The organism is Candidatus Colwellia aromaticivorans (assembly GCF_003333305.1).
Classification (GTDB): Bacteria; Pseudomonadota; Gammaproteobacteria; order Enterobacterales; family Alteromonadaceae; genus Colwellia; species Colwellia aromaticivorans.
This window is the reverse complement of the sequence record NZ_QOLD01000064.1, coordinates 16475-39345: the sequence shown is the minus strand read 5'-3', so window position 1 is coordinate 39345 and position 22871 is coordinate 16475. Positions and strand designations below refer to the sequence as shown.

At 37.9% G+C, this 22871-nt stretch carries 18 protein-coding genes; all 18 read right to left on the bottom strand.

What is annotated here, in order from left to right:
- Nucleotides 1-410: 410 nt before the first annotated feature.
- The 18 genes from tilS to rpsB all read right to left on the bottom strand — a co-directional run bounded on the left by tilS (nucleotide 411) and on the right by rpsB (nucleotide 22696).
- The gene (gene tilS / locus DWA31_RS09715; RefSeq protein WP_114326389.1) at nucleotides 411-1772 is read right to left on the bottom strand and encodes a tRNA lysidine(34) synthetase TilS; all 1362 of its coding nucleotides are present in this window, start codon (nucleotides 1770-1772) and stop codon (nucleotides 411-413) included.
- A gap of 39 nt (nucleotides 1773-1811) precedes the next feature.
- Nucleotides 1812-2768, bottom strand: coding sequence for an acetyl-CoA carboxylase carboxyl transferase subunit alpha (gene accA / locus DWA31_RS09710; RefSeq protein ID WP_114326388.1), 957 nt, complete (start codon nucleotides 2766-2768; stop codon nucleotides 1812-1814).
- A 114-nt stretch (nucleotides 2769-2882) separates the two neighbouring features.
- Nucleotides 2883-6443 carry a DNA polymerase III subunit alpha gene (dnaE, locus tag DWA31_RS09705; protein ID WP_245942572.1) on the bottom strand — a complete coding sequence of 1187 codons (3561 nt, stop codon included), beginning with the start codon at nucleotides 6441-6443 and terminating at the stop codon, nucleotides 2883-2885.
- Entirely contained in the window at nucleotides 6436-7068 is a 633-nt protein-coding gene (gene rnhB, locus DWA31_RS09700) for a ribonuclease HII (protein WP_114326393.1), read from the bottom strand. The genes dnaE and rnhB overlap by 8 nt, the downstream gene beginning before the upstream one ends.
- Before the next feature lie 20 nt (nucleotides 7069-7088).
- Nucleotides 7089-8288, bottom strand: coding sequence for a lipid-A-disaccharide synthase (lpxB, locus tag DWA31_RS09695; protein WP_245942571.1), 1200 nt, complete (start codon nucleotides 8286-8288; stop codon nucleotides 7089-7091).
- A gap of 95 nt (nucleotides 8289-8383) precedes the next feature.
- The gene (gene lpxA / locus DWA31_RS09690; RefSeq protein WP_114326387.1) at nucleotides 8384-9154 is read right to left on the bottom strand and encodes an acyl-ACP--UDP-N-acetylglucosamine O-acyltransferase; all 771 of its coding nucleotides are present in this window, start codon (nucleotides 9152-9154) and stop codon (nucleotides 8384-8386) included.
- A gap of 154 nt (nucleotides 9155-9308) precedes the next feature.
- A complete protein-coding gene (fabZ, locus tag DWA31_RS09685; protein WP_425451881.1) occupies nucleotides 9309-9749 on the bottom strand; it encodes a 3-hydroxyacyl-ACP dehydratase FabZ in 441 nt (146 codons plus the stop codon).
- 166 nt (nucleotides 9750-9915) lie between these two features.
- Complete coding sequence (gene lpxD / locus DWA31_RS09680) at nucleotides 9916-10962, bottom strand: UDP-3-O-(3-hydroxymyristoyl)glucosamine N-acyltransferase (protein ID WP_114326386.1); 1047 nt, start codon at nucleotides 10960-10962, stop codon at nucleotides 9916-9918.
- Nucleotides 10963-10994: 32 nt separating this feature from the next.
- Nucleotides 10995-11513 carry an OmpH/Skp family outer membrane protein gene (locus DWA31_RS09675; protein WP_114326385.1) on the bottom strand — a complete coding sequence of 173 codons (519 nt, stop codon included), beginning with the start codon at nucleotides 11511-11513 and terminating at the stop codon, nucleotides 10995-10997.
- Between the two features lie 95 nt (nucleotides 11514-11608).
- Nucleotides 11609-14083, bottom strand: a complete 2475-nt coding sequence (bamA, locus tag DWA31_RS09670; protein ID WP_114326384.1) for an outer membrane protein assembly factor BamA — start codon at nucleotides 14081-14083, stop codon at nucleotides 11609-11611.
- A gap of 338 nt (nucleotides 14084-14421) precedes the next feature.
- Nucleotides 14422-15783 carry a sigma E protease regulator RseP gene (gene rseP / locus DWA31_RS09665; protein ID WP_114326383.1) on the bottom strand — a complete coding sequence of 454 codons (1362 nt, stop codon included), beginning with the start codon at nucleotides 15781-15783 and terminating at the stop codon, nucleotides 14422-14424.
- Between the two features lie 2 nt (nucleotides 15784-15785).
- Entirely contained in the window at nucleotides 15786-17027 is a 1242-nt protein-coding gene (ispC, locus tag DWA31_RS09660; protein ID WP_114326382.1) for a 1-deoxy-D-xylulose-5-phosphate reductoisomerase, read from the bottom strand.
- Between the two features lie 35 nt (nucleotides 17028-17062).
- Nucleotides 17063-17926 carry a phosphatidate cytidylyltransferase gene (locus tag DWA31_RS09655; protein WP_114326381.1) on the bottom strand — a complete coding sequence of 288 codons (864 nt, stop codon included), beginning with the start codon at nucleotides 17924-17926 and terminating at the stop codon, nucleotides 17063-17065.
- Between the two features lie 152 nt (nucleotides 17927-18078).
- Nucleotides 18079-18849, bottom strand: coding sequence for an undecaprenyl pyrophosphate synthase (locus DWA31_RS09650; RefSeq protein WP_425451880.1), 771 nt, complete (start codon nucleotides 18847-18849; stop codon nucleotides 18079-18081).
- 398 nt (nucleotides 18850-19247) lie between these two features.
- A complete protein-coding gene (gene frr, locus DWA31_RS09640) occupies nucleotides 19248-19805 on the bottom strand; it encodes a ribosome recycling factor (protein ID WP_114326379.1) in 558 nt (185 codons plus the stop codon).
- Nucleotides 19806-19849: 44 nt separating this feature from the next.
- The gene (gene pyrH / locus DWA31_RS09635) at nucleotides 19850-20590 is read right to left on the bottom strand and encodes a UMP kinase (protein ID WP_114326378.1); all 741 of its coding nucleotides are present in this window, start codon (nucleotides 20588-20590) and stop codon (nucleotides 19850-19852) included.
- A gap of 298 nt (nucleotides 20591-20888) precedes the next feature.
- Entirely contained in the window at nucleotides 20889-21761 is an 873-nt protein-coding gene (gene tsf / locus DWA31_RS09630; RefSeq protein WP_114326377.1) for a translation elongation factor Ts, read from the bottom strand.
- A 206-nt stretch (nucleotides 21762-21967) separates the two neighbouring features.
- Nucleotides 21968-22696 carry a 30S ribosomal protein S2 gene (gene rpsB, locus DWA31_RS09625; RefSeq protein ID WP_114326376.1) on the bottom strand — a complete coding sequence of 243 codons (729 nt, stop codon included), beginning with the start codon at nucleotides 22694-22696 and terminating at the stop codon, nucleotides 21968-21970.
- Nucleotides 22697-22871: the final 175 nt, after the last annotated feature.

Here is a 22871-nt window from a genome sequence, read left to right as displayed (position 1 = left end):
GGCGTTTTTGAAATATTTATGGCAAAGTAATGGCTCAGGCATGGCAGTTGTAACTTATGTGTGTTGTGGTGACTTACATAAGATCATAAATTGCTGTGCCTGTCACGTTTTGGGGATTCGTCAGCCCGTAGGGCTGGTTTAGAAACGTTTTATGCTGCGTTATTAATTTCGACAATAGAACAACTATTACCTTCAATCAATGCCTTACCTAAAGACGTTTCTAATTCCAGCTGAATCCTGCATTTTGAAGTAACACGGGTATATACCATCCATGTAGCATCAAATAAAAAGGTGATAACGCCGTAAAATGTCCAAAAAATGCTGTCCGAAGGATTCGGCTAAAAGCGAGTTACGAAGACAAATCGCTGAGGGTCTGGCTTTTCTTACTCGTAACTATTCTTGCTATTAACTTATGTTGTCCAAGTAACAGTGATACTTGACTCATTTTCATTCGGTGAAAAGGTTTGGCAAACAAAGTGACCAATAGCTGCGACTAAGAGATCATTGTAATAAAGAAAAGGGATCCGCTTACGCTGCCATGGCGGAATATTGAGCTCTTGTAATACTTTTTTTAAACTACGTGAATGATTACGATAATCAGGTAAACAAGTAGGATTATCATGACAAAAGCGGAGAGTTACTTTTTGTTCTTTAGTTGGTAAAGCTATTTGCTGACATGAATTTGATACTTCTACAAACTGATTATTAGAAAAAGTGAGTTTACCTAAACCATCGGGTAATTCAATTTCGTTTGCCATTGCAACAGTCTGTTTATCTGATAAATAAATGGTTTTTTGCCAATCGGTCACACCAATAAAGTCAGCGGTTAAATACAAAGCATCTTTATAGCGGCGCAAGTAATTGTTAGCAACTTTAACTGCAGGGTTTTTATCCTCATTGGCTAATAACTGCTGGTAAACTTGTGCGAGTTGTTCCGTACTTGGCATTAAATAATTATGTTGCGCTAAAAAGTACCGTACTAGATTATTAAAACGCGCTGCTGAGAACTTACTCAGTTCAATCACAGACAAACACTGTTCACTTAACTGACAATTCGCTAAATCTTGTTCAGCCATTTCGTTCAACAATAACTGTCCTTCTAAACAATGGCTGCTGCTGCGGTTAATGGTTTGAACAATACTAGGCCAACGTTCACTGAGTAATGGCATAATTGTTTGACGAATAAAGTTACGATCAAAACGGGTGTCGCTATTTGATTCATCCTCAACCCAATCAAGCTGTTGCTCTTTCGCGTAATGAACAATTTCAGCACGTGAAACTTTAAGCAGTGGCCGCATAAAAATGTCTTTGCCCTGCCTAGCTTCTGCTGCCATAGCCGATAATCCTTTTAAGCCAGCCCCTCTTTTAAGTGCAAGTAAAAAAGTTTCGGCCTGATCATCACGATGATGGCCAGTAATAATTAACGTTTGCTCGTCATAAAGGGATTGTAAAGCTTGATACCTTGCTTCTCGTGCTAAGGCTTCTAATGAGTGTTGAGCTTGTGGTTGAACATTTACCTGACATGCTACAAAGGGTAAATTGAGTTTTTGACATGCTTGTTCTGCGAAATTTTGCCACGTAGTCGCATTTTCACTTAAGCCGTGATTAACATGACAGACGGTCAGGATATTGGGGAATTTTTTTGCATGCTTTAGTTTCGCTAAAGCATGCAATAATACTTGTGAGTCAACACCACCGCTGTAGGCAATAACTAGTGGTGTTTTAGGGTGTTTATTAATGGCACTAACAAGTGCGGACTCAATAATTGTCATTATAAATTAAATGCGTCGGACTAAAGACCGACTTGCATATTAGCAGTAACCAAATGACATTAATTTTTCGTAACGTTTTTCAATTAATTCGTCTTTAGTTAAGCCTTCTAACTCAGCTAAATCAACTTTTAAAGCTTCCTTGAGCATTACTGCCATTTGATCCATATCGCGATGTGCCCCACCTAAAGGCTCATCAACAATACCATCAATTAACGCTAATTCTTTAATACGCGTTGCAGTAATCCCCATAGCCTCTGCTGCGGTCGGTGCTTTTTCAGCCGTTTTCCACAAAATTGAGGCACAGCCTTCTGGTGAAATTACTGAATACGTAGAATATTGCAACATGTTAACTTTATCGCCAACACCAATCGCTAAAGCGCCACCTGAGCCACCTTCACCAATAACAGTACAGATGATAGGAACTGACAAACGTGCCATAACTTTTAAGTTACGGGCAATCGCCTCACTCTGACCACGCTCTTCGGCACCAACACCGGGATAAGCACCAGGGGTATCAATAAAAGTGATGATTGGCATATTGAAACGTTCGGCCATTTCCATTAACCGTAAAGCTTTACGGTAGCCTTCAGGGCGAGGCATACCAAAGTTACGTTTTACTTTTTCTGCTGTAGAACGACCTTTTTGATGACCAATGATCATGACTGGCTTGCCATCTAAACGTGCTGTACCGCCGACAATAGCATTATCGTCAGCATAAGCTCTGTCACCCGCTAATTCATCAAACTCAGTAAAAATACGCTGTAAGTAGTCAAGCGTATAAGGACGTTGAGGATGACGTGCTACGCGTGCTGTTTGCCATGGGTCTAAATCAGCGAATATTTTTTTAGTTTGTTCTTTATTTTTTTCACGTAATTGTGCTATTTGATCTTCTAAATCGAGATCGAGTTCTTGACCGGTATTAACCAATTCAAGCTCTTCAATTTTTGCATTAAGTTCAGCAATAGGTTGTTCAAAATCTAAAAAATTTAATGACATATGTTTCTCTGCACCTAATAAAGTGTACTAAAAGTTGTATATATTTTGCTTTAGTTATTAGCAACAATTCCAATAACTGTTAACTCGTTATAATGATTAGCTAATTCATTTAAGCTACTTAAACTGCAAAGTGACGTTTTCTTCACCTAATAATTCTTTTAAATCATATAATAACACATCAGCCGGCGATACTCGCCATTGTACGCCAAGTTCTAACATGCCGCGAGCTTCTTCTCGCTGATAATACACCCTAACAGGACAAGTGCCTTCTTTGTGGGGTGTTAAAGCATACGTAAATTGCGCAATAAAATCATCACTAATCGTTGCCCTGTTAATTTGAATATCTAAGGAGGTAACGTAGTTCTCTCTTGCATCAGCGATAGTCATGATGTCTCTGGCGGTCATTGTATTACCTCCGGAGTAATCATCAAAGCTGACCTGTCCGCTACAAACTAAAATAGCATCAGTTTCAAGCAGTTCAGCAAAATTATCATAATCATCAGGAAATAAACGTACATCCATTCGAGCACTTTTATCATCAAGCGTGACTAACGCCCAACGGCGACCACGTTTATTCACTAACACACGTACGCCTATGACTAAACCAACAGCTATCGCTTGTCTGTCTCTGCCTGTTGGTTGCATACCCACAAGGCGATTAGTCGCATACTTTTTAATTTCACTTAAATAGCGATTAATAGGGTGACCTGTTAAGTATAAACCTAAGGTTTCTTTTTCTCCATCAAGCCATACTTCTTCTGACCACTTTTTAACATTTTTAAAAATTTGTCGAGAATCAGTTTGTTCATCATTGATCAAGCCAAATAAATCATTTTGACCAATGGCTTCGGCTTTAGCATGTTGATCTGCCGCCTTGATAGCCTCTGGTAGGGTTTCAAATAAAGCAGCACGATGAGGTAAGTCTTTACCGTCAGCTGTTAGTTTGTAAGTTGGCCCTAATGCGTCTAACGCACCAGATTTAATCAGTTTTTCTAATACACGTTTATTTGTTTTCTTTAAATCTAGGCGGGCACATAAATCAAATAAATCAGTAAAAGGCCCCCCTGTTTTACGAGCAGCAATAATCGCTTCTATTGGCCCTTCCCCAACCCCTTTTACCGCACCAATGCCATAAACAATTTGATTATCATCATTGACAGTAAATTTATATTGCCCTGCATTCACATCCGGTGGCAGTAAATCAATGCCCATATTTTCACATTCATCAACCAAAATAACCACTTTTTCAGTGTTATCCATATCCGCTGACATAACTGCCGCCATAAAAGGCGCAGGAAAATGAGTTTTCATCCATAAGGTTTGATAAGAAACTAACGCATAAGCAGCAGAGTGAGATTTGTTAAAACCATAACCAGCGAATTTTTCCACGAGATCGAAGATCTTCATCGCTAGTTCGCCATCAACACCGCGATCTCTTGCACCTTGCTCAAAACCTGCACGCTGTTTGGCCATTTCTTCAGGTTTTTTCTTACCCATAGCTCGACGTAGCATATCCGCGCCACCAAGTGAGTATCCTGCAAGTACTTGAGCAATTTGCATCACTTGTTCTTGATACAAGATAATGCCGTAAGTAGGCTCTAATACGGGTTTTAAATCAATATGCTGCCAAGTTTCATCTGGGTAACTAACTTCTTCACGGCCATGCTTTCGTTCAATAAAGTTATCAACCATCCCTGACTGAAGTGGTCCGGGGCGAAACAATGCCACCAAGGCGATAATATCTTCAAAGCAATCGGGCTTGAGCTTCTCAATCAAAGACTTCATGCCGCTGGATTCTAACTGAAACACCGCCGTAGTTTTGGATGCAAGTAATAACTTAAAGCTCGCTTTATCTTCAAGATCGATAGTAGTGATATCAATGGGATCTTTGCCAGCTTTACGTTGCTGTACATCAGCCATTTCAATGGCCCATTGTAAAATAGTTAAGGTTCTTAACCCTAAAAAATCAAATTTTACTAACCCTGCATCTTCAACATCATTTTTATCAAACTGTGTGACTGGGTTTTTACCCTCATCATCACAGTAAAGTGGTGCAAAATCAGTAATAGTAGTAGGCGAAATAACCACGCCACCAGCATGCTTACCGGCATTACGTGTAGTACCTTCCAAAATACGACACATATCAATAAGGTCTTTAACCTCAGTATCTTGTGCATATATTTCAGGTAGTTTTGGCTCTTCTTCAAAAGCCTTCGCTAAGGTCATACCCGGTGTTGGTGGAATGAGTTTTGAAATCCGGTCAACAAAACCATAAGGATGGCCAAGCACTCGACCAACATCACGAATTACCGCTTTTGCCGCCATGGTTCCAAAAGTAATAATTTGCGAAACTGCATCACGGCCATAAAGCTCAGCAACATGATCTATAACTTCATCACGCCTGTCCATACAAAAGTCGATATCAAAATCTGGCATGGATACACGCTCAGGGTTCAAGAAGCGTTCGAAGAGTAAATCGTACTCAAGCGGATCCAAATCGGTAATATCTAATGCGTAAGCAATTAAAGAACCCGCACCTGAACCACGACCGGGACCAACGGGTATATTGTTATCTTTACTCCACTGAATAAACTCCATTACGATCAAAAAATAACCGGGAAAACCCATGTTATTAACAACTTCTAATTCAATTTTAAGCCGCTCATCATAGGGTTTACGAATTTCAGCAAAGTTATCCGCCTCAGTATCAAATAATTTCTTTAGGCGTCTCTCTAAGCCTTCCTCAGATACCTTGATAAAAAAATCATTGATTTCTAATCCTTCAGTGGGGAAATCAGGCAACACATATTCACCAAGACGAACTGTAACATTACACCGCTTGGCAATTTCTACTGTATTGGCTAATGCTTCAGGAATATCCTTAAATAACTCACACATTTCATCCTGAGATCGTAAGTATTGTTCTTCGCTGTAACGTTTAGGGCGACGTTTATCGTCAAGGGTATAGCCATCATGAATCGCAACACGAATTTCATGGGCATCAAAATTACCTGGCGATAGAAACATTACCTCATTAGTAGCAACAACCGGTAAATTATGGGTAGTAGCAAAATTAACGGCCAGATGTAGATAGTTCTCTTCGTCATTTCGTCCGGTACGGATTAGCTCAACATAAAAGCAATCTTCAAAATGGCGTTGGTAAAAGTCGAGCATTTGCAACGCAAGGTCATTGTTACCCTTTAATAAGGCTTTACCTATGTCACCTTCTCGTGCACCTGAAAGTAAGAGTAAGCCTTCTTTAAATTCAATCAACCATTCTTTGTCTATCACTGCTTTATCTTGCAGGTGGCCACGCATATACGCTTTTGAGATGAGTTCAGTTAAATTTTTATAGCCTATATTATTAGTGGTTAAAATAACTAAGCGAGATAATTCATCCCCTAATTCATCACTTCTAACCCAAAAGTCACAACCTATAATAGGCTTAATACCTGCACCATGAGCCGCATGGTAGTATTTTACCAAGCCACAAAGGTTAGTTTGGTCGGTCAAGGCGAGTGCAGGCATATTTAATTCTGCCGCACGCGCTATAATAGGTTTTACTTTTTTTAACCCATCGCACATTGAATAATCGCTATGTACGCGTAAATGAATAAAGCGCGGCTCGTGACTTTGCTCTGTTGAAATCATTTCAGAGTCAGCAGCTTCATTCATTAATAAGCCCTAACACTCTAGCAACAGGTTTAAAGCTTTGACGGTAACAATCAAGTACCCCTAGTTCTATTATTTTTTCTAAATGCACTTTAGTTGGATAACCTTTATGTTTAGCAAAACCATATTCTGGGTGTAATTTATCAAGAGCAATCATTTCTTCATCGCGCGTAACTTTTGCTACTATTGATGCCGCACTAATTTCAACAACACGATCATCTCCTTTTACTACAGCTTCACTGCTAATTGAACCTTGTTCATTAGCAAAAGAAGGTGTGCGATTACCATCAACTAACACATAATCAGGCGACACTGCTAACCCCTGCACTGCGCGTTGCATAGCTAACATAGTGGCATGAAGAATATTTAAAGTATCAATTTCTTCTGGGCTTGCCCGACCAACGGACCATGCGATTGCTTTTTCTTTAATTTCTTCTGCTAATAACGACCGTTTTTTTTCTGATAATTTTTTTGAATCCATTAAACCTTCAATAGGATTTTCGGGATCTAAAATAACTGCAGCAGTCACTACATCTCCAACTAAAGGGCCACGTCCTACTTCATCTACCCCAGCAATACAGTAAGCAATTGGGTATTCAAAGGGAGAAAAGTTTTTTTTCTTAGGCATTTTTTTGTTAGACATCTTAGTTACGCTTTACTATTAAATACAGGAGGAAGTATCGCAATCACAGCATTTGCAGCTTGTTGACTAGCATCACATTTTAATTGCTGATGAATAACGGTGAAGCTATCGTTTAGTTGACTTTGATCTTGATATAGACGTTCTTTGACTAAAGGAACAATTTTCTCTACACACACTTCATCTTGCAATAACTCAGGTACTAAGGTTTTATTAGCCAACAAATTGGGTAATGAAAACCATTGCAATTTTACTAGCCATTTAGCCAGCCAATAGGTTAGTAAGTTAAACTTATAGCAAATAACCATAGGCCGCTTAATTAAGGCCGCTTCTAAGGTTACTGTACCTGATGCGGTTAATAAACAATCACTCGCTGCCATTACCGTTTGAGTTTTATCAATAATAACGTCAATCTTTAAATTCGGTGCGAGCTCTGCTTTTACATTATTAAACTGTTGAGCACGCTTTTCGCTAACCATAGGTGCAATTAAAATTAAATTTTCATCATCTTGTTGTAATTGTTGAGCACTCGCAAAAAAAGGCGCTAACAAACGAGAAAGTTCACCACCACGACTACCCGGCATTAATGCTAACACCTTAGCGGTTCGCGGTAAGTTAAGTTCAACTCTTGCTTGGACTTTATTACTTTCCATCGGGATATCATCAGCTAACGGATGACCAACAAAGGTACAAGGCACTTGGTGCTTGTCATAAAAGGCTTTTTCAAAAGGTAATAGTGAAAGTACCATGTCGGTAGCTTTAGCGATGTTAAAAATACGTTTTTCTCGCCATGCCCAAACAGAGGGGCTAACATAATGAACTGTTTTTATTGCTTGTGCTTTTAAACGTAATTCTAAGCCAATATTAAAATCGGGGGCATCAATACCAATAAAAACATCAGGTTTGTTAGTAGTAAAATAGTCTACCAATGACTTTCTAACATAAAGTAAACGACGAATACGCCCTAACACTTCAACAATGCCCATTACTGCTAATTCATCCATTGCGAATAGGCTTTCAAAGCCTAGTTTTTGCATTTTATCGCCGCCAATACCGACAAATTTAGCTTGTGGAAATTGTTTTTGCAGTGCAACCATTAAGCCTGCACCCAGGGTATCACCGGAATGTTCACCAACGACAATGGCGAACACTGGTTTAGATAGTGTAGAGGAAGTTTTTATATTCTCAGGTTTATCCGGAAATGTCACTGTGTTAGGTCCTAGGTTTTAACTCCTAGGTTGTAGGTGCTAGGAGCTAGGTTCAGAACCTATTACCTAGTGCCTAGCGCCTAGCGTCTAGTTGTTTATCGAATAATGCCACGCGTTGATTGCTTAATTGAATTAGTAAACAATTCAAGCTCAGGTGAAGGTGTGCTTTGTTCAGTTATTGCAGATAAAGCATCATCAATGGATTGTTTTTTACGGTAAATTTCTTTATAAGCACGTTTAACCGACAGGATCGTATCACTCAAAAACCCTCTGCGTTTCATGCCTTCACTGTTTAAACCAAAAGGTTTAGCAGGGTGCCCTGATGCCATAACATAAGCTGGTACATCTTTTAATACTAAGGCATTTGCGGCAATAAAGCTGTGAGCACCTATATGACAAAATTGATGTACTCCTGACATACCACCAATAATTACGTGATCACCTACGTGAACATGACCTGCAATAGAGGCATTATTGGCCATAATACAATGGCTACCCACCATACAGTCATGGGCAACATGTGTGTAGGCCATAAATAAATTATTACTACCAATTTGTGTCAGGCTATTGTCTTGTATGGTACCGCGATGAATAGTACAGCACTCTCGAAAAGTATTATTATCACCTATAATCAGCTCTGTTTTCTCACCAGCATATTTTAAATCTTGGCAATCTTCCCCTATGCTAGCAAATTGAAAAATACGATTGCCTTTACCCATTTTGGTTGGACCATTAATGATCACATGAGAACTAATTTCACAGTCATCACCAATTACAACGGAACTAGCAATATAACTCCACGGCCCTATGGTGACATTTTTACCAATAACGGCTCCAGGCTCAATAATCGCTTGCGGGTGTATCATAACAAGTACCTTAGATAAGTATTTTTATAGAGAGAGTTGCCACAACTAAAATCATTCAGTTATAAGTTCTATGGTTTAATATAAAGGAATGGCATTAACCAATGAATGCCTTTATTTAACAGCTAAATTAAAATATAAGGCAACAAGGTGGATGTTATAAAGCGCGACGGGCACACATTAAATCAGCCGAGCAAACCACTTTTCCGTCAACCTTTGCCTCACCATAAAACTTCCACATACCGCGTCGTTCTTTTAAAAATTCAACATGTAAATGCATAGTATCACCGGGTAAAACTGGTTTTTTAAAACGTGCTTTATCAATAGAAGCGAACAAGTACATTTCATTTTCTTCACGTACTTCTGTACTTTTAAAGCCAAGAATACCTGTTGCTTGTGCTAAGGCCTCTAAAATTAACACACCTGGAAAAATAGCAGCATCAGGAAAATGACCGGTAAAGATAGGTTCATTAATAGTGACATTTTTTATCGCATGTAAATATTTTTTTGGTTCATGATCAATTACTTTATCAACCAATAACATCGGGTACCGATGAGGTATAAGCGTCTTAATTTCATTAAGCGTTATTGGTTTTATTTGTCTTTCTAGTTTAGTGTTTTCTATATCAATGTTTTCCAAAAGGGTATTCCTTTCTTTGGTATGCAATAATTCATTTACTAACGAATTAAAACAGTTATTTTCGTTACAGTGCTTTGTTATTATTATTTATTTGCAACGGGTTTATTTATGACTAAATATTTTATTACTTATTTTTAATAAGTGTATCTAGCTCTTTTACTCGCTTGGTTAAACTATCTAACCGTTTAATTCTCGCATTAGTTTTATGCCATTCTTTGTTCGTAGTAGCAGGTATACCTGAAGAGTAAACACCGGCGTTAGTGATACCTTTTGTCACCATCGCCATTGCAGTAAAAACACAATTATCTGCAATATTGATATGACCATTAATACCAACAAGACCAGCAAGAGTACAATTTTTTCCAATAACGGTACTACCAGCCACGACACTGCAAGCAGCTATAGCGGTATTTTCACCAATAATAACATTATGAGCAATCTGAATTTGGTTATCGAGGATCACACCATCTTTTATAATGGTATTTTCAAGCGCCCCCCTATCAATGGTTGTACTAGCTCCAATTTCAACATGATCGCCAATAACCACACTTCCAAGCTGAGGGATTTTATGCCACTTATACTGCTCATTTACCGGAGCATAACCAAAACCATCAGAGCCAATAACCGTATTTGCTTGTATCAAACACGCTTTACCGATAACAACGTTATGATAAATGCTAATATTTGACCAAAGCGTTGTGCCCTTTCCAATACTAACATTTTCACCAATGAAGCAACCTGCGCCAATACTAACGTTATCGTCAAGATGGACACCAGACTCAATAACACTATTAGCACCTATAGAGACATTATCACCTAGTGTAGCATCATTAGCTATTACCGCACTTTCATGAATACCATTAGCCACTGCTGGTGTTGTATCAAGCAAGTTTGCTAATAGTGCATAACCCATATAAGGATTATCCATCACTAAAGCATTAACTCGGCACTGAGGTAAAGCCTCAGGAGATATAATTACCGCACTAGCCTTAGTTGCACAAAGTTGCGATACATATTTACTATTAGCAAGAAATGCAACTTGACCTGATTTAGCGTTTGCTAACGTAGCCAAGCTACTTATCGTGCTACTAGCCACCGAACAATCAGATGATGGTGCAACGACTAGCTTTGCATCAATATGTTCTGCAATTTCTGCAAGGGTATAACTCATGGTATCTCTTTCTATTTATTAGTAATCAAAAACTATTTGAGCTTACTTACTTGCTCTACAACCTTACTTGTAATGTTAATTGCTGGCTTTGAAAAAACAACAGCCTGTTTTGAAAGTACTAAGTCATAATCTTCTTTAGCAGCAATATTATCCACTGCTTGTGAAACTAGAGCAAAAAGCTTATTAGTTTCTGCATTTTTACGTTGAGCTACTTTTTGTTGAAATTCTTTAACTTTAGCCTGATATTGCTGATATAAATTAGCCATTTTAGTTTGTTTTTCTTTTTTCCATTTTTCTGTATTTACAGGACCTTCACGTTTTAAAGTTTCATCTTCATAAGCCAGATCTTTTTGTAATTGTTCAATGACTGCTTTTTCATCTTTAAACTCTGCTTCTAATGTTTGCATTAATGCAGCAGATTGAGGAATTTGATTAATGGCTTCTTGCACATTTACCACGGCAATTTTTTGTTCAAAAGCCATCGCACTGCTGGCTAATAATAATGTTGATGCCGTAGCTGTAACAGCCATAGATTTAATAAATTTGTTCAATGTATTTTCCTCTTTCTCTATTTTATTTTATTTTATGTAATAATTTTTTGCTTAACCAAACTTAACAGTTAAACACGTTTATTGGGTAGATAAATTTAAAAAGTTTTACCGATATTAAAGCTAAAGAATGCAGTATCATCATCTTCTTCTTCTTTTATTGTCTTAGCAAAACTAAAAATCATAGGTCCCATTGGTGACAGCCACTGGATAGATATACCACCCGAGGATCGAAAACGTCCAATATCAGAATAGTCAGCAACCTTAGCTAATTCAACTGGCGCTAGATCATTATAATCATCCATATCAAATTCAGTATCCCAAACACTACCCACATCAACAAAGAAACTTGTGCGAACACTATTTGAATAGCTTTCATCTAAAAATGGTGTTGGTACTATTAATTCAATACCACCTATAGCAATAGCGTTACCACCAACTGAACGAGGTGATACTTGAATGTAATCGTGATCAGGTCCTAAACAACAAGCATTACCACCTGTTGGATTTGGTGTACCGCTAACTGTTGTAGGGTAACGGTAAACAGCACGTGGGCCTACCGTATTGTTTTCAAAACCACGTAAAGTATCAGAGCCACCCGCTCTAAAGTTTTCCCAAAACGGTAGTAATTGGTCATTGCCATTCACTTTGCCATAACCATTACCATAACCTAACTGCATACGAGCAAGTACTGTCCAACGCTGATTTCGTGATAATGGAAAATAAAACTTAGTATCAAGATTAACTTTAAAATACTGAACATCCGAGGTATTAGGCGTAGTCACCTTAACGGATAAACTTTGCTGCGAACCTGCAGAAGGAAAAGTACCCCGGTTTAACGTTGAGCGTGAAAGACTTGCGCTCACATCGTAGTTTTTAAACGCTAATGGTGCACCAGGATCATTTGGATCAGCATGCAAATCATAAAAGGTTTGAATTTGTTCATACGTTTCTAATGAAGTAATTTCATTACTTTTAAAACCTACACCAAAACTAACTCTTATATATTCATTTATGGGGAAACCCCAGTTAAGCCCAACACCATACGTTTTATTATTATAATCAACTAGGTTGGCGCTACCTGCATCAAAAGCTTGATAAAATATTTGTCCACCAAGTGAAACCGCATCAACCGTAAAGTAAGGATCAGTATAAGAAATGCTAGCACTGTTTGAATAAGTATTTGTATTAACATTAAAACCTAAACGATTACCCGTTCCTAAAAAGTTATTCTGTTGAATACCGGCGTTTAAACTTAACCCGGTTGAGTCACCGAAGCCAACACCCGCAGTAAATGAGCCTGAAGCTTGTTCTTTTACATTAAAATCAACGTTGACTAAGTCATCTTCACCTGGAATTTGATTCGTTTCAAACTCAACAGTTTCCATGTAGGGCAAACGAGATAAGCGCGATTTAGAATGTTCAACTAAACTATTCGACAACCAAGCGCCTTCCATTTGACGCATTTCACGGCGTAATACTCTGTCAGCAGTAACATGGTTACCACTAAAATTAACTTTATTAACGTAGATACGCTTGCCGGGGTCAATTGATATCGATAATTTAACCGTTTTATCTTCGTCATTAATCTCTGGAATAGTCGTTACTTTGGGATAGGCATAACCAAACCGACCCAAAAACTTACTGATAACCTCTTCGGTATAAGTCACTTCTGCACCGTTATAAAGGTTATCAACTTGTAATGGATTTATACCACGAATTATTTGTTCAAAACCAGCCATATCACCGATAAAATCAACTTCGCTAATGGTATAGGTTTCACCTTCCGTTACATTTAAAGCAATATACACTGACTTCTTATCTGGTGTCATAGAAACCTGTGTTGAATCAACGTCAAAGCGAAGATAACCACGATCTAAATAATAACTTCTGATGGTTTCCATATCACCTTGTAACGTCTGTTTTTGATACATATCTTGCGCCATAAAATCCCACCATGGCGAAGCAAAGGTTAACTCTATTCTCTCAAGTAATTGAACATCAGTGAAAACTTCATTACCAATGATATTTATTTGTTTAATTGCCGCAGCATCACCTTCAGTAAAAGTAAATTCAAGGTTAACTCGGTTTCTAGGTAAATGAGTTATGGTTGCTGATACATCCGCATTGTACTTACCTACACTATGATAAAAATCTTCCAAGCCAGTCTCAATGCCTGAAATAACAGTACGATCAAGTGTCTCACCAACACGAATATTACTACCATCTAAACTTTCAGTTAACTGCTCATCTTTTAAATCACTATTGCCTTCAAAAGTAATTTCACTGATTGTTTCACGCTCTCGAACACGATAAATGATACGACTTCCGTCACGATACGCGCGGATATCATTAAAATGTCCTGATTTATATAAAGCTTTTATCGATTGGGAAATTCTAAACTGATTTAAAGTATCGCCAACATTAAACGGAATATGCGTTAAGGCAGCACCTAAAGCAACACGCTGTAAGCCCTTTACTTCAATATCTTCAATTTTAAATTCTTGCGCAGCTTGTGCTGTTATACCTAAAGCGCCTAATAAAACGGCAGAGGCTAATTTTTTAATTATCATATATTTTAACTTTATTACTTCTTCTTATCACTGCGTAAATTTCACGCTGTAAGCTACAAGGTGCAAGTAGTACACCTTGTAGCTTACAGCGTATATATACTATATATCTAACCCAACATCCGGCTGAAATCATTAAATAAAGCGATGCTCATTAGTGCTAAAACGCTAAGGCACCAAACTTGAATCCTGCCTCTTGAACATTTTCTGGAACAGGCTTTCCAGTCAAAAGCGCTATAAGCTTTAATTAAGACAGAAAAGTAAGTATCCGCCATCAAGTACTGGCTTACTTGTGTAAAGCGTAAAAGGTTAATTACTTTCTACCTAATAGCAGCTAATACCTAGCCAAGTACTCTACTAAAGTCATTAAACAAAGCGATACTCATTAAGGCTAATAATGCTAAGGCACCAAACTTGAATCCTGCTTCTTGCACATTTTCTGGAACCGGCTTTCCTGTCAAAAGCTCTATAAGATAATAGAGTAAGTGTCCGCCATCAAGTACTGGCAACGGTAAAAGGTTAATTATTCCTAAATTAATGCTAATTAATGCCAAAAAGCCTAAAAAATAAACAAAACCATAGCCTGCACTATCACCTGCACCTTGAGCAATCGCTATTGGGCCACTTAAATTTTTAACCGAAACATCACCTGTTATTAACTTTCCGATCATATCAAAACTTAAAGTGATCAAATTCCATGTACGATTAACACTTTCAGTTAGCGCAGAAAACACACCGTAACTAATATCTATTTTATAATCAGCCGGCCAGTCATCTGCCTTAGGAGAAACCCCCAAATAACCAATTAACTCACCATTACGGTCAATACCTTTAGGCGTGACTTGTAAAACTTGATTGTTACCATCACGCTCCACTGTAATATTAATAAGCTGATCTGGGTAACGTTTAATTTTCGTAGAAAAATCAGTCCAACCTTGTGATAAATCTTCATCATTCAGTGCAATAAGTTTATCACCAATTTTTAATCCCCCTTTTTCTGCGGGGCTATCCTTACCAATACGGGCAAGTTCATTATGTACTTGTGGGCGATAAGGTATTATTCCTAAGCTTGTCAAAGCAGAGACTTTCTCTGGTGAAAACTGCCAGTTTTTAGTACTTAATTGATGAGAGCTAATATACTGGCTATCCGCATTCTTAGTTTTAATCACAATAGACGCTGAGCCTATTTCGCCAATCAATGCTAAATTAACATCTTGCCAGTCACGTATTGATTTCCCAGCAACTTCCACTATTTCTGCTTTATTTGGTAATTTTGCCTGAGCAGCAATTGACTCAGGAATAATATCGCCAACAATCGGTTTAATACTAGGAACACCAATTAAAAACATTAAATAAAAGGCAACTATAGCAAAAGCAAAATTAGCAAAAGGTCCCGCCGCAATAATAGCGATACGTTGATACACTGACTTACTATTAAACGTTTTATCTTTATCTTGCTCTGATACTTGGTCAACACGCTCATCAAGCATTTTGACATAACCACCAAGCGGTATCATCGCAACAACATATTCAGTGCCATCTTGTCCCATTTTTCGCCAAATAGCTTTACCAAAACCGACTGAAAAACGTTCTACTTTGACACCATTTTTTCGTGCTACCCAAAAGTGACCGTATTCATGCACTGTAACTAAAATACCTAACGCGATGACAAAAGAGGCTAGATTCCAAATAAAATCAAACATGTCTAGTTCTGTTCCTTAAGCTTACTCGTTGAAAATTTATCTACAATTGATAAAGCAAATTCTCTAGCCCGTGCATCTAAGGAAATGACCTCTTTTATATTACATACCTGTTCTGAGACAAATTTCATCACAGAAGTTTCATTTATTTTGTAAATATCAGTAAATTTAATCTGTTCGTCTAAAAAAGCAGCAACAGCTACTTCATTTGCAGCATTAAGTGCAGTACAAGCGCCTTGCCCACTTTCACAAGCCTCTATCGCCAACTTCAAATTAGGGTACTTTTCATAATCAACTGATTGAAACTCAAATGATGGGGCATTAAAAAAGTCTAAAGGAGCAACTCCTGATTCAATCCGTTCAGGATATGCTAAAGCATGGGCAATAGGTGTACGCATATCAGGGTTACCCATTTGGGCAATCACAGAGCCATCTTTATATTGCACCATTGAGTGGATGGTACTTTGTGGGTGCAATATCACTTGAATATCACTTGCTTCTACATTGAATAACCACTTGGCTTCAATAAACTCCAAACCTTTATTCATCATGGTTGCAGAATCAACAGATATTTTACGTCCCATATCCCAATTTGGATGCGCACAAGCTTGACTAGGAGTTACATGCTCAAGTTCAGATACTTGTTTCGTTCGAAATGGACCACCAGAGCCAGTGAGTAAAATTTTACTGATGCCGTTTTGTGTTAATTGACAATGACCTACTCTAGCTTGCTCTTGCCAAGGTAAACTTTGAAATATAGCATTATGCTCACTGTCTATAGGTAAAAGTTGAGCACCCGACTGTTTCACCGCCTCAATAAAAATAGCACCTGATGTGACTAACGCTTCTTTATTCGCTAATAAAACCCGCTTACCAGCCTGCACTGCAGCCAGTGTCGGCATCAAGCCTGCAGCGCCCACAATGGCTGCCATTACTGTGTCAGTCTGATTTGAACTGGCAAGTTCAACAAGTGCATCTACACCTGACTTAACTTCGATAGACTCAAGATTTTCACCTGCTAAACGTAATATTAATTGTTCTGCATGGCTTTGAGATACCATTACTACAGTTTTAGGCTGAAATTCAAGACATTGTGCTAAGACTTTATCAACGCTGGCATGCGCAGATAAACTGACCACATTAAATTTATCACTATGAAGGCGTATAACATCGAGTGTACTAACACCAATAGACCCTGTAGAGCCAAGGATGCATATTTGACGTTTATTTTTATCGTTTTTCAACATATTATATTTTTCAACTGAATTTCTAGAGACGAGTACTATCTAAGTAAAACATAACAAAGCGCAAAAACGGGTGCTGTAGCAGTAAGACTATCAATTCTATCTAAAATGCCACCATGGCCAGGTAAAATAGAGCCACTATCTTTAACTCCTGCTTGACGCTTAAACATACTTTCATTGAGATCACCCAGCACTGATACTGTAGTAATTAGCACAGTAACCAACAAAACTGTGATTATTTGATCATTTGTCCAACCAAGAGTATAAGCAGTAATAGCAACTAACAGGCAAGCAAATACAACACCACCTAAAAAGCCTTCAAATGTTTTCCCTGGACTCACATTAGGCATCAATTTATTTTTACCTATGGCTTTTCCAACAAAATAAGCGCCTATATCAGCGCTCCATACCATCAAGAATAAAAACATTAATAATTGAGCGCCATGATAAGAGTCAGCTTGATAATCATGGGCTCGAATAACCATAAACGCAACCCAAGTAGGAATGAGTGTTAACCAACCAAACATGCCACGAACAGAGTGGTACTGAGACCAAAAACCACTTAAGTTAGGATATGAAAACATCAAAAAGGCAGACAAAATCCACCAAGCAACAGCTATCCATAATAAACTCATAGCATAGATATGTAACTCATTGTTGTTAATCCATAAATCTATAGGAGATAGGAAGGCCCAGATGACACCAATGAGAATAAGGGTAATAGCAGCAAAACCTAACCGTTTAGTATTACCTTTAAAGCCCATTAAAGGACCCCATTCCCATGCCCCAATACCGATAACAACCATTAATAAGGCTGCAAAATACGCTAATGGTAAATAAAATATAGCTAAGATTGCCGCTGGGGCTAAGATCAATGCGGTAATAATTCGTTGTTTAAGCAAGTTATATCCTTTTTATCGTAGTTCTAAGTTTCAATTTTCGAAGTAAAAACATTCTAATCAAAACCTATTTTTGCTACTTTTTTATTATTAATATTTATTTCTATACGTTTTATTTATTCACAGAATAATGCCCACAAACAGTGTGGATGTCGTTAGTTATTGTTCTCATTATTCATTGAAGAGACTTGTTCACCTGTTTTACCAAAACGTCGTTCCCGTTGTTCAAAAACATCTATAGCTTGTGCAAGCTCATCTTCATTAAAGTCCGGCCATAACACATCAGTAAAATAAAATTCAGCATACGCCGACTGCCATAATAAGAAATTACTAATACGGTAATCTCCACCCGTACGAATCAATAAATCCAGCGGTGGCAGCTGCGCTAAACAGGTATGCTCATGTAATGAATTTTCATTTATATCGTCAAGCGAGATTTCATTATTTTGCACTTGACTAGCAAGGTGCTTCGCAGCATTGGCAATATCCCAACGGCCACCATAATTTGCCGCCACAGATAAAACTAAGCCGGTATTATTTGCAGTTAACTGTTCGGATTTAGTAATACTTTTTTGTAATTTATCAGAAAATCGGTTTAACTCACCAATCACTTGAAAGCGAATATTATTTTTATGTAAACGTTTAACTTCTTTAGTTAACACAAACATAAATAAATCCATCAGTACACTGACTTCTTTTTCCGGTCGTTGCCAATTTTCACTACTAAAAGCAAACAAAGTTAACGCTTTCACTTCTGCTTTACGCGCAGCTTTAACAACAGCACGAACAGAGTCCACACCCGCTTTATGCCCTGTAACACGCCCTTTTCCTTGAGCCTGTGCCCAACGACCATTACCATCCATAATGATGGCAATATGTTGCGGTACCTTTTTAAGGTCGCTTTCTAATGTTAAATCAGTTGCCACTAATAATCCTTTTAACCACGAATACATGCAAACAAAAACGCCAGTCAGCTTTATATACCCGTTCCACTTAAAAATACTCGTTTCAGGAAGTCTGAGCGATTCATAATCAAGGCACATTTTTTTATTAAGGGTATTCCCTTAAAAAGAAATGCAACGCAGAGTATGATTTGCTCAGCCTTCCCCAAAGGGCTGGTTTAGAAACGCTTTATGCTGCGTTATTGATTTTGAGAATGGCGCTACATGGATGTAGCTTATTAGATAATGCAGGAGCACATTATCCTGAATAACCATTCTCTTCAATCAATGCCTTGCCTAAAGTCGTTTCTAATTCCAGCTGAACCATGCATCTTCAAGTGGAGCGGGTATATACTATCTGGCGTCATTTCAAACAAGCACTTTTAGATTTCCATTAACTCAGCTTCTTTTTTTGCTAATAAATCATCCACTTGCTTAACAAAAACATCAGTGATTTTTTGAATGCCATCTTCTGCTTGGTGATGCTCATCTTCACTTATATCTTTATCTTTAAGTAAGCTTTTAAAATCAGAATTTGCATCACGGCGAATATTACGAATAGCAACTTTACCGCCTTCAGCTTCACCGCGAACCACTTTCACTAAATCTTTACGACGCTCTTCGGTTAGCGGTGGTAATGGAATACGAATAAGAGTGCCGTTAGATTGTGGATTCAAACCTAAATCAGATTTCATAATAGCTTTTTCAACAGCACTAATCATACCTTTATCAAAAATAGTAATTGATAAATTCCGCGCATCGGGTACTGAAATATTACCCACTTGATTTAACGGAGTTTCCATACCGTAGTAATCCACACTGATATTATCAAGTAATGATGCATGAGCACGGCCGGTTCTAATTTTATTAAGGCTGCTCTTTAATGATTCTATACTTTTTGCCATACGCTCTTGCGCATCTTCTTTAATTTCATCTATCACGTTGTTTCTTCCTAAACAATTCAAATAATTTTTTAACGGTTCAATTAAGTCTTCGCTATTGTGTTAGTAATAACAGTACCTTCATCACTTCCCATAACCACTGCTTTAAGTGCACCGGGTTTATTCATATTAAATACACGAATTGGCATTTTATGATCACGCGCTAAGGTAAATGCGGCTAAATCCATAACCTTCAACTCTTTTTCTAATACTTGGTCAAAGGTTAGGCTACTATATAATTCAGCAGCAGGGTTTTTAACCGGATCTTCCGAATAAATACCATCAACTTTCGTTGCTTTTAATACTACATCGGCTTCAATTTCAACACCACGTAAACATGCGGCAGAATCAGTCGTAAAAAACGGATTACCAGTACCTGCAGAAAAAATAACTACACGGCCAGATTTTAATAAACTAATGGCATTTGCCCAGTTGTAACGTTCACACACACCAGCTAAATCAATAGCAGACATCAAGCGAGTATTAACAAACGCACGGTGCAAGGCATCACGCATTGCTAAACCATTCATCACGGTAGCTAACATCCCCATTTGGTCGCCTACCACGCGGTTCATACCTGCCTCAGCAAGGCCAGCACCCCTAAATAAATTTCCACCGCCAATAACAAGACCGACTTGAATATCCATCTCAACTAATTCTTTGATTTCTTGAGCCATACGATCAAGTACTTTAGGATCAATTCCAAAGCCCTCATCCCCCATTAGCGCTTCACCACTAAGCTTGAGAAGAATACGACGATAAGTTGGTCTTGGGTTAACGCTCATAAGAGATAAGTTCCTATTAGATGATTAAGTACTTTGGCTAAAATTAACCGCGGTTATTTTAATACGTTTCACGCAGTCACGAAAGGATTAACTGAAAAAACTCTATTCTTCCATTACTTCGCTTAAAATACAGGCAATAAAAAACGCCTAACTTGCAAAGCAAGCTAGGCGTTTTAAACTAATTCTAACTAGTTGGGCGAATAACAAGGCGCTTGAGTTTTTTATCTTAGGCGCATATAACTATATGTAACTAAGTAAAAAACGAATGCAACGAAGTTAGTCATTCAAATAGGACGAATTAAGCTTTAGCAGCAGCAATTTGTGCTTCTACTTCAGCAGCAAAATCTTCTTCTTTTTTAGCAATACCTTCACCAACTTCTAAACGAACGAAGCTAGCTACTGTAATACCTTTTTCTTTCAATACTACACCAACAGTCTTTTTAGGTTCCATGATGAATGCTTGACCCGTTAAAGATACTTCGCCTGTGAATTTCTTCATACGGCCGATGATAATCTTTTCAAGTAGTTCAACAGGTTTTTTCTTGTTTTCAGCAAGAGCATCGTTTTCAGCTTTCAATATATCAAGTTGAATACGTTTTTCATTATCTACAACTGCTGCAGGTACATCTTCAGGGTTAACATAATCTGGCTTGCTTGCAGCAACGTGCATTGCAATGTGCTTTAATGATTCAGCATCACCTTCACCAGAAACAACAACACCAATAGTAGCGCCATGGCTATATGAAGCTAACGTAGCACCTTCGATATATTCAACACGACGAACATTGATGTTTTCACCAATTTTTGTCACTAATGTGATTCGTTGTTCTTCGAATTGTGCCTGTAATTCTGCAATTGTTGCTTTTGAAGCAATAGCTGCATCAGCAACTGCATTAGCAAAACCTAAGAAGTTATCATCTTTAGCAACAAAATCTGTTTGACAGTTTACTTCAACAAGTGCCGAAACACCGTCAACAGTTTTAATTAAAATAGTACCTTCAGCAGCGATATTACCTGCTTTTTTAGCCGCTTTCGCTTGACCGTTCTTACGCATATTTTCAATCGCAAGTTCCATGTCACCATCAGCTTCTTGTAACGCTTTTTTACAATCCATCATGCCCGCAGCGGTGCGTGCACGAAGTTCTTTAACCATTGCAGCTGTAACTGTCATAGGTAATTCCTCTGTTTTCAGTTATCCCCGTAAACTATCAATTTAATGTGATAACACAACAAAGCGACGGGAATAAATAGTAAATTAGGGTGTCATAAAAGCATTGTTCTAACTATAATTGCTTGAACTATATAATGTGCTAACAATGCTTTTATGAGTAAACGAAATGTTTAACTTAACTATATTACTTTATTTAGTAAGTATAATTATTCAGTTTCAACAAAACCGTCTTTTTCAGCTTGTACTACGATGTTTTGCTCACGACCAGAAATCACGGCATTAGCAACAGCGTCACAGTATAAAGTTACTGCACGGATTGCATCATCGTTACCTGGAACAATATAATCAATGTTGTCAGGGTTTGAGTTAGTATCAACAACAGAAATTACTGGGATACCTAGGTTATTTGCTTCTTTAATAGCAATGTGCTCGTGATCAGCATCGATGATAAAGATAGCATCAGGTAAACCACCCATGTTCTTAATACCACCTAAGCTTTTATCAAGCTTTTCCATTTCACGAGTACGCATTAACGCTTCTTTTTTAGTTAAAGCTTCAAAAGTACCGTCAGTGCTTTGAGATTCAAGATCTTTTAAACGTTTGATTGATTGACGAACTGTTTTCCAGTTAGTCAACATACCACCTAACCAACGGTGATTAACGAAAAACTGATCAGATTTGATCGCAGCGTCTTTAATTGCATCACTTGCAGCACGTTTAGTACCAACAAATAAAACTTTACCTTTTTTAGAAGAAACGTTGTTAATGAAAGCAAGTGCTTCATTAAACATTGGAACTGTTTGTTCAAGGTTGATGATATGAACTTTATCACGTGAACCGAAAATGAATGGCTTCATTTTAGGATTCCAGTAACGAGTTTTGTGACCGAAATGAACACCTGCTTTAAGCATATCGCGCATTGAAACGTTTGACATTTAAATTTCCTTTATGGGGTTAAGCGTTCATACACCCAATATACACGACTCTTTTTGCTGCCATCTTGCGTTAATTAATAAAATAATTAACTAGACATTAATCAGCAGAGCACCCCGGTATACCTTTAATAGATGTATGTGAGTTTATAATAAAATCAACCACCCTTAAATTTGT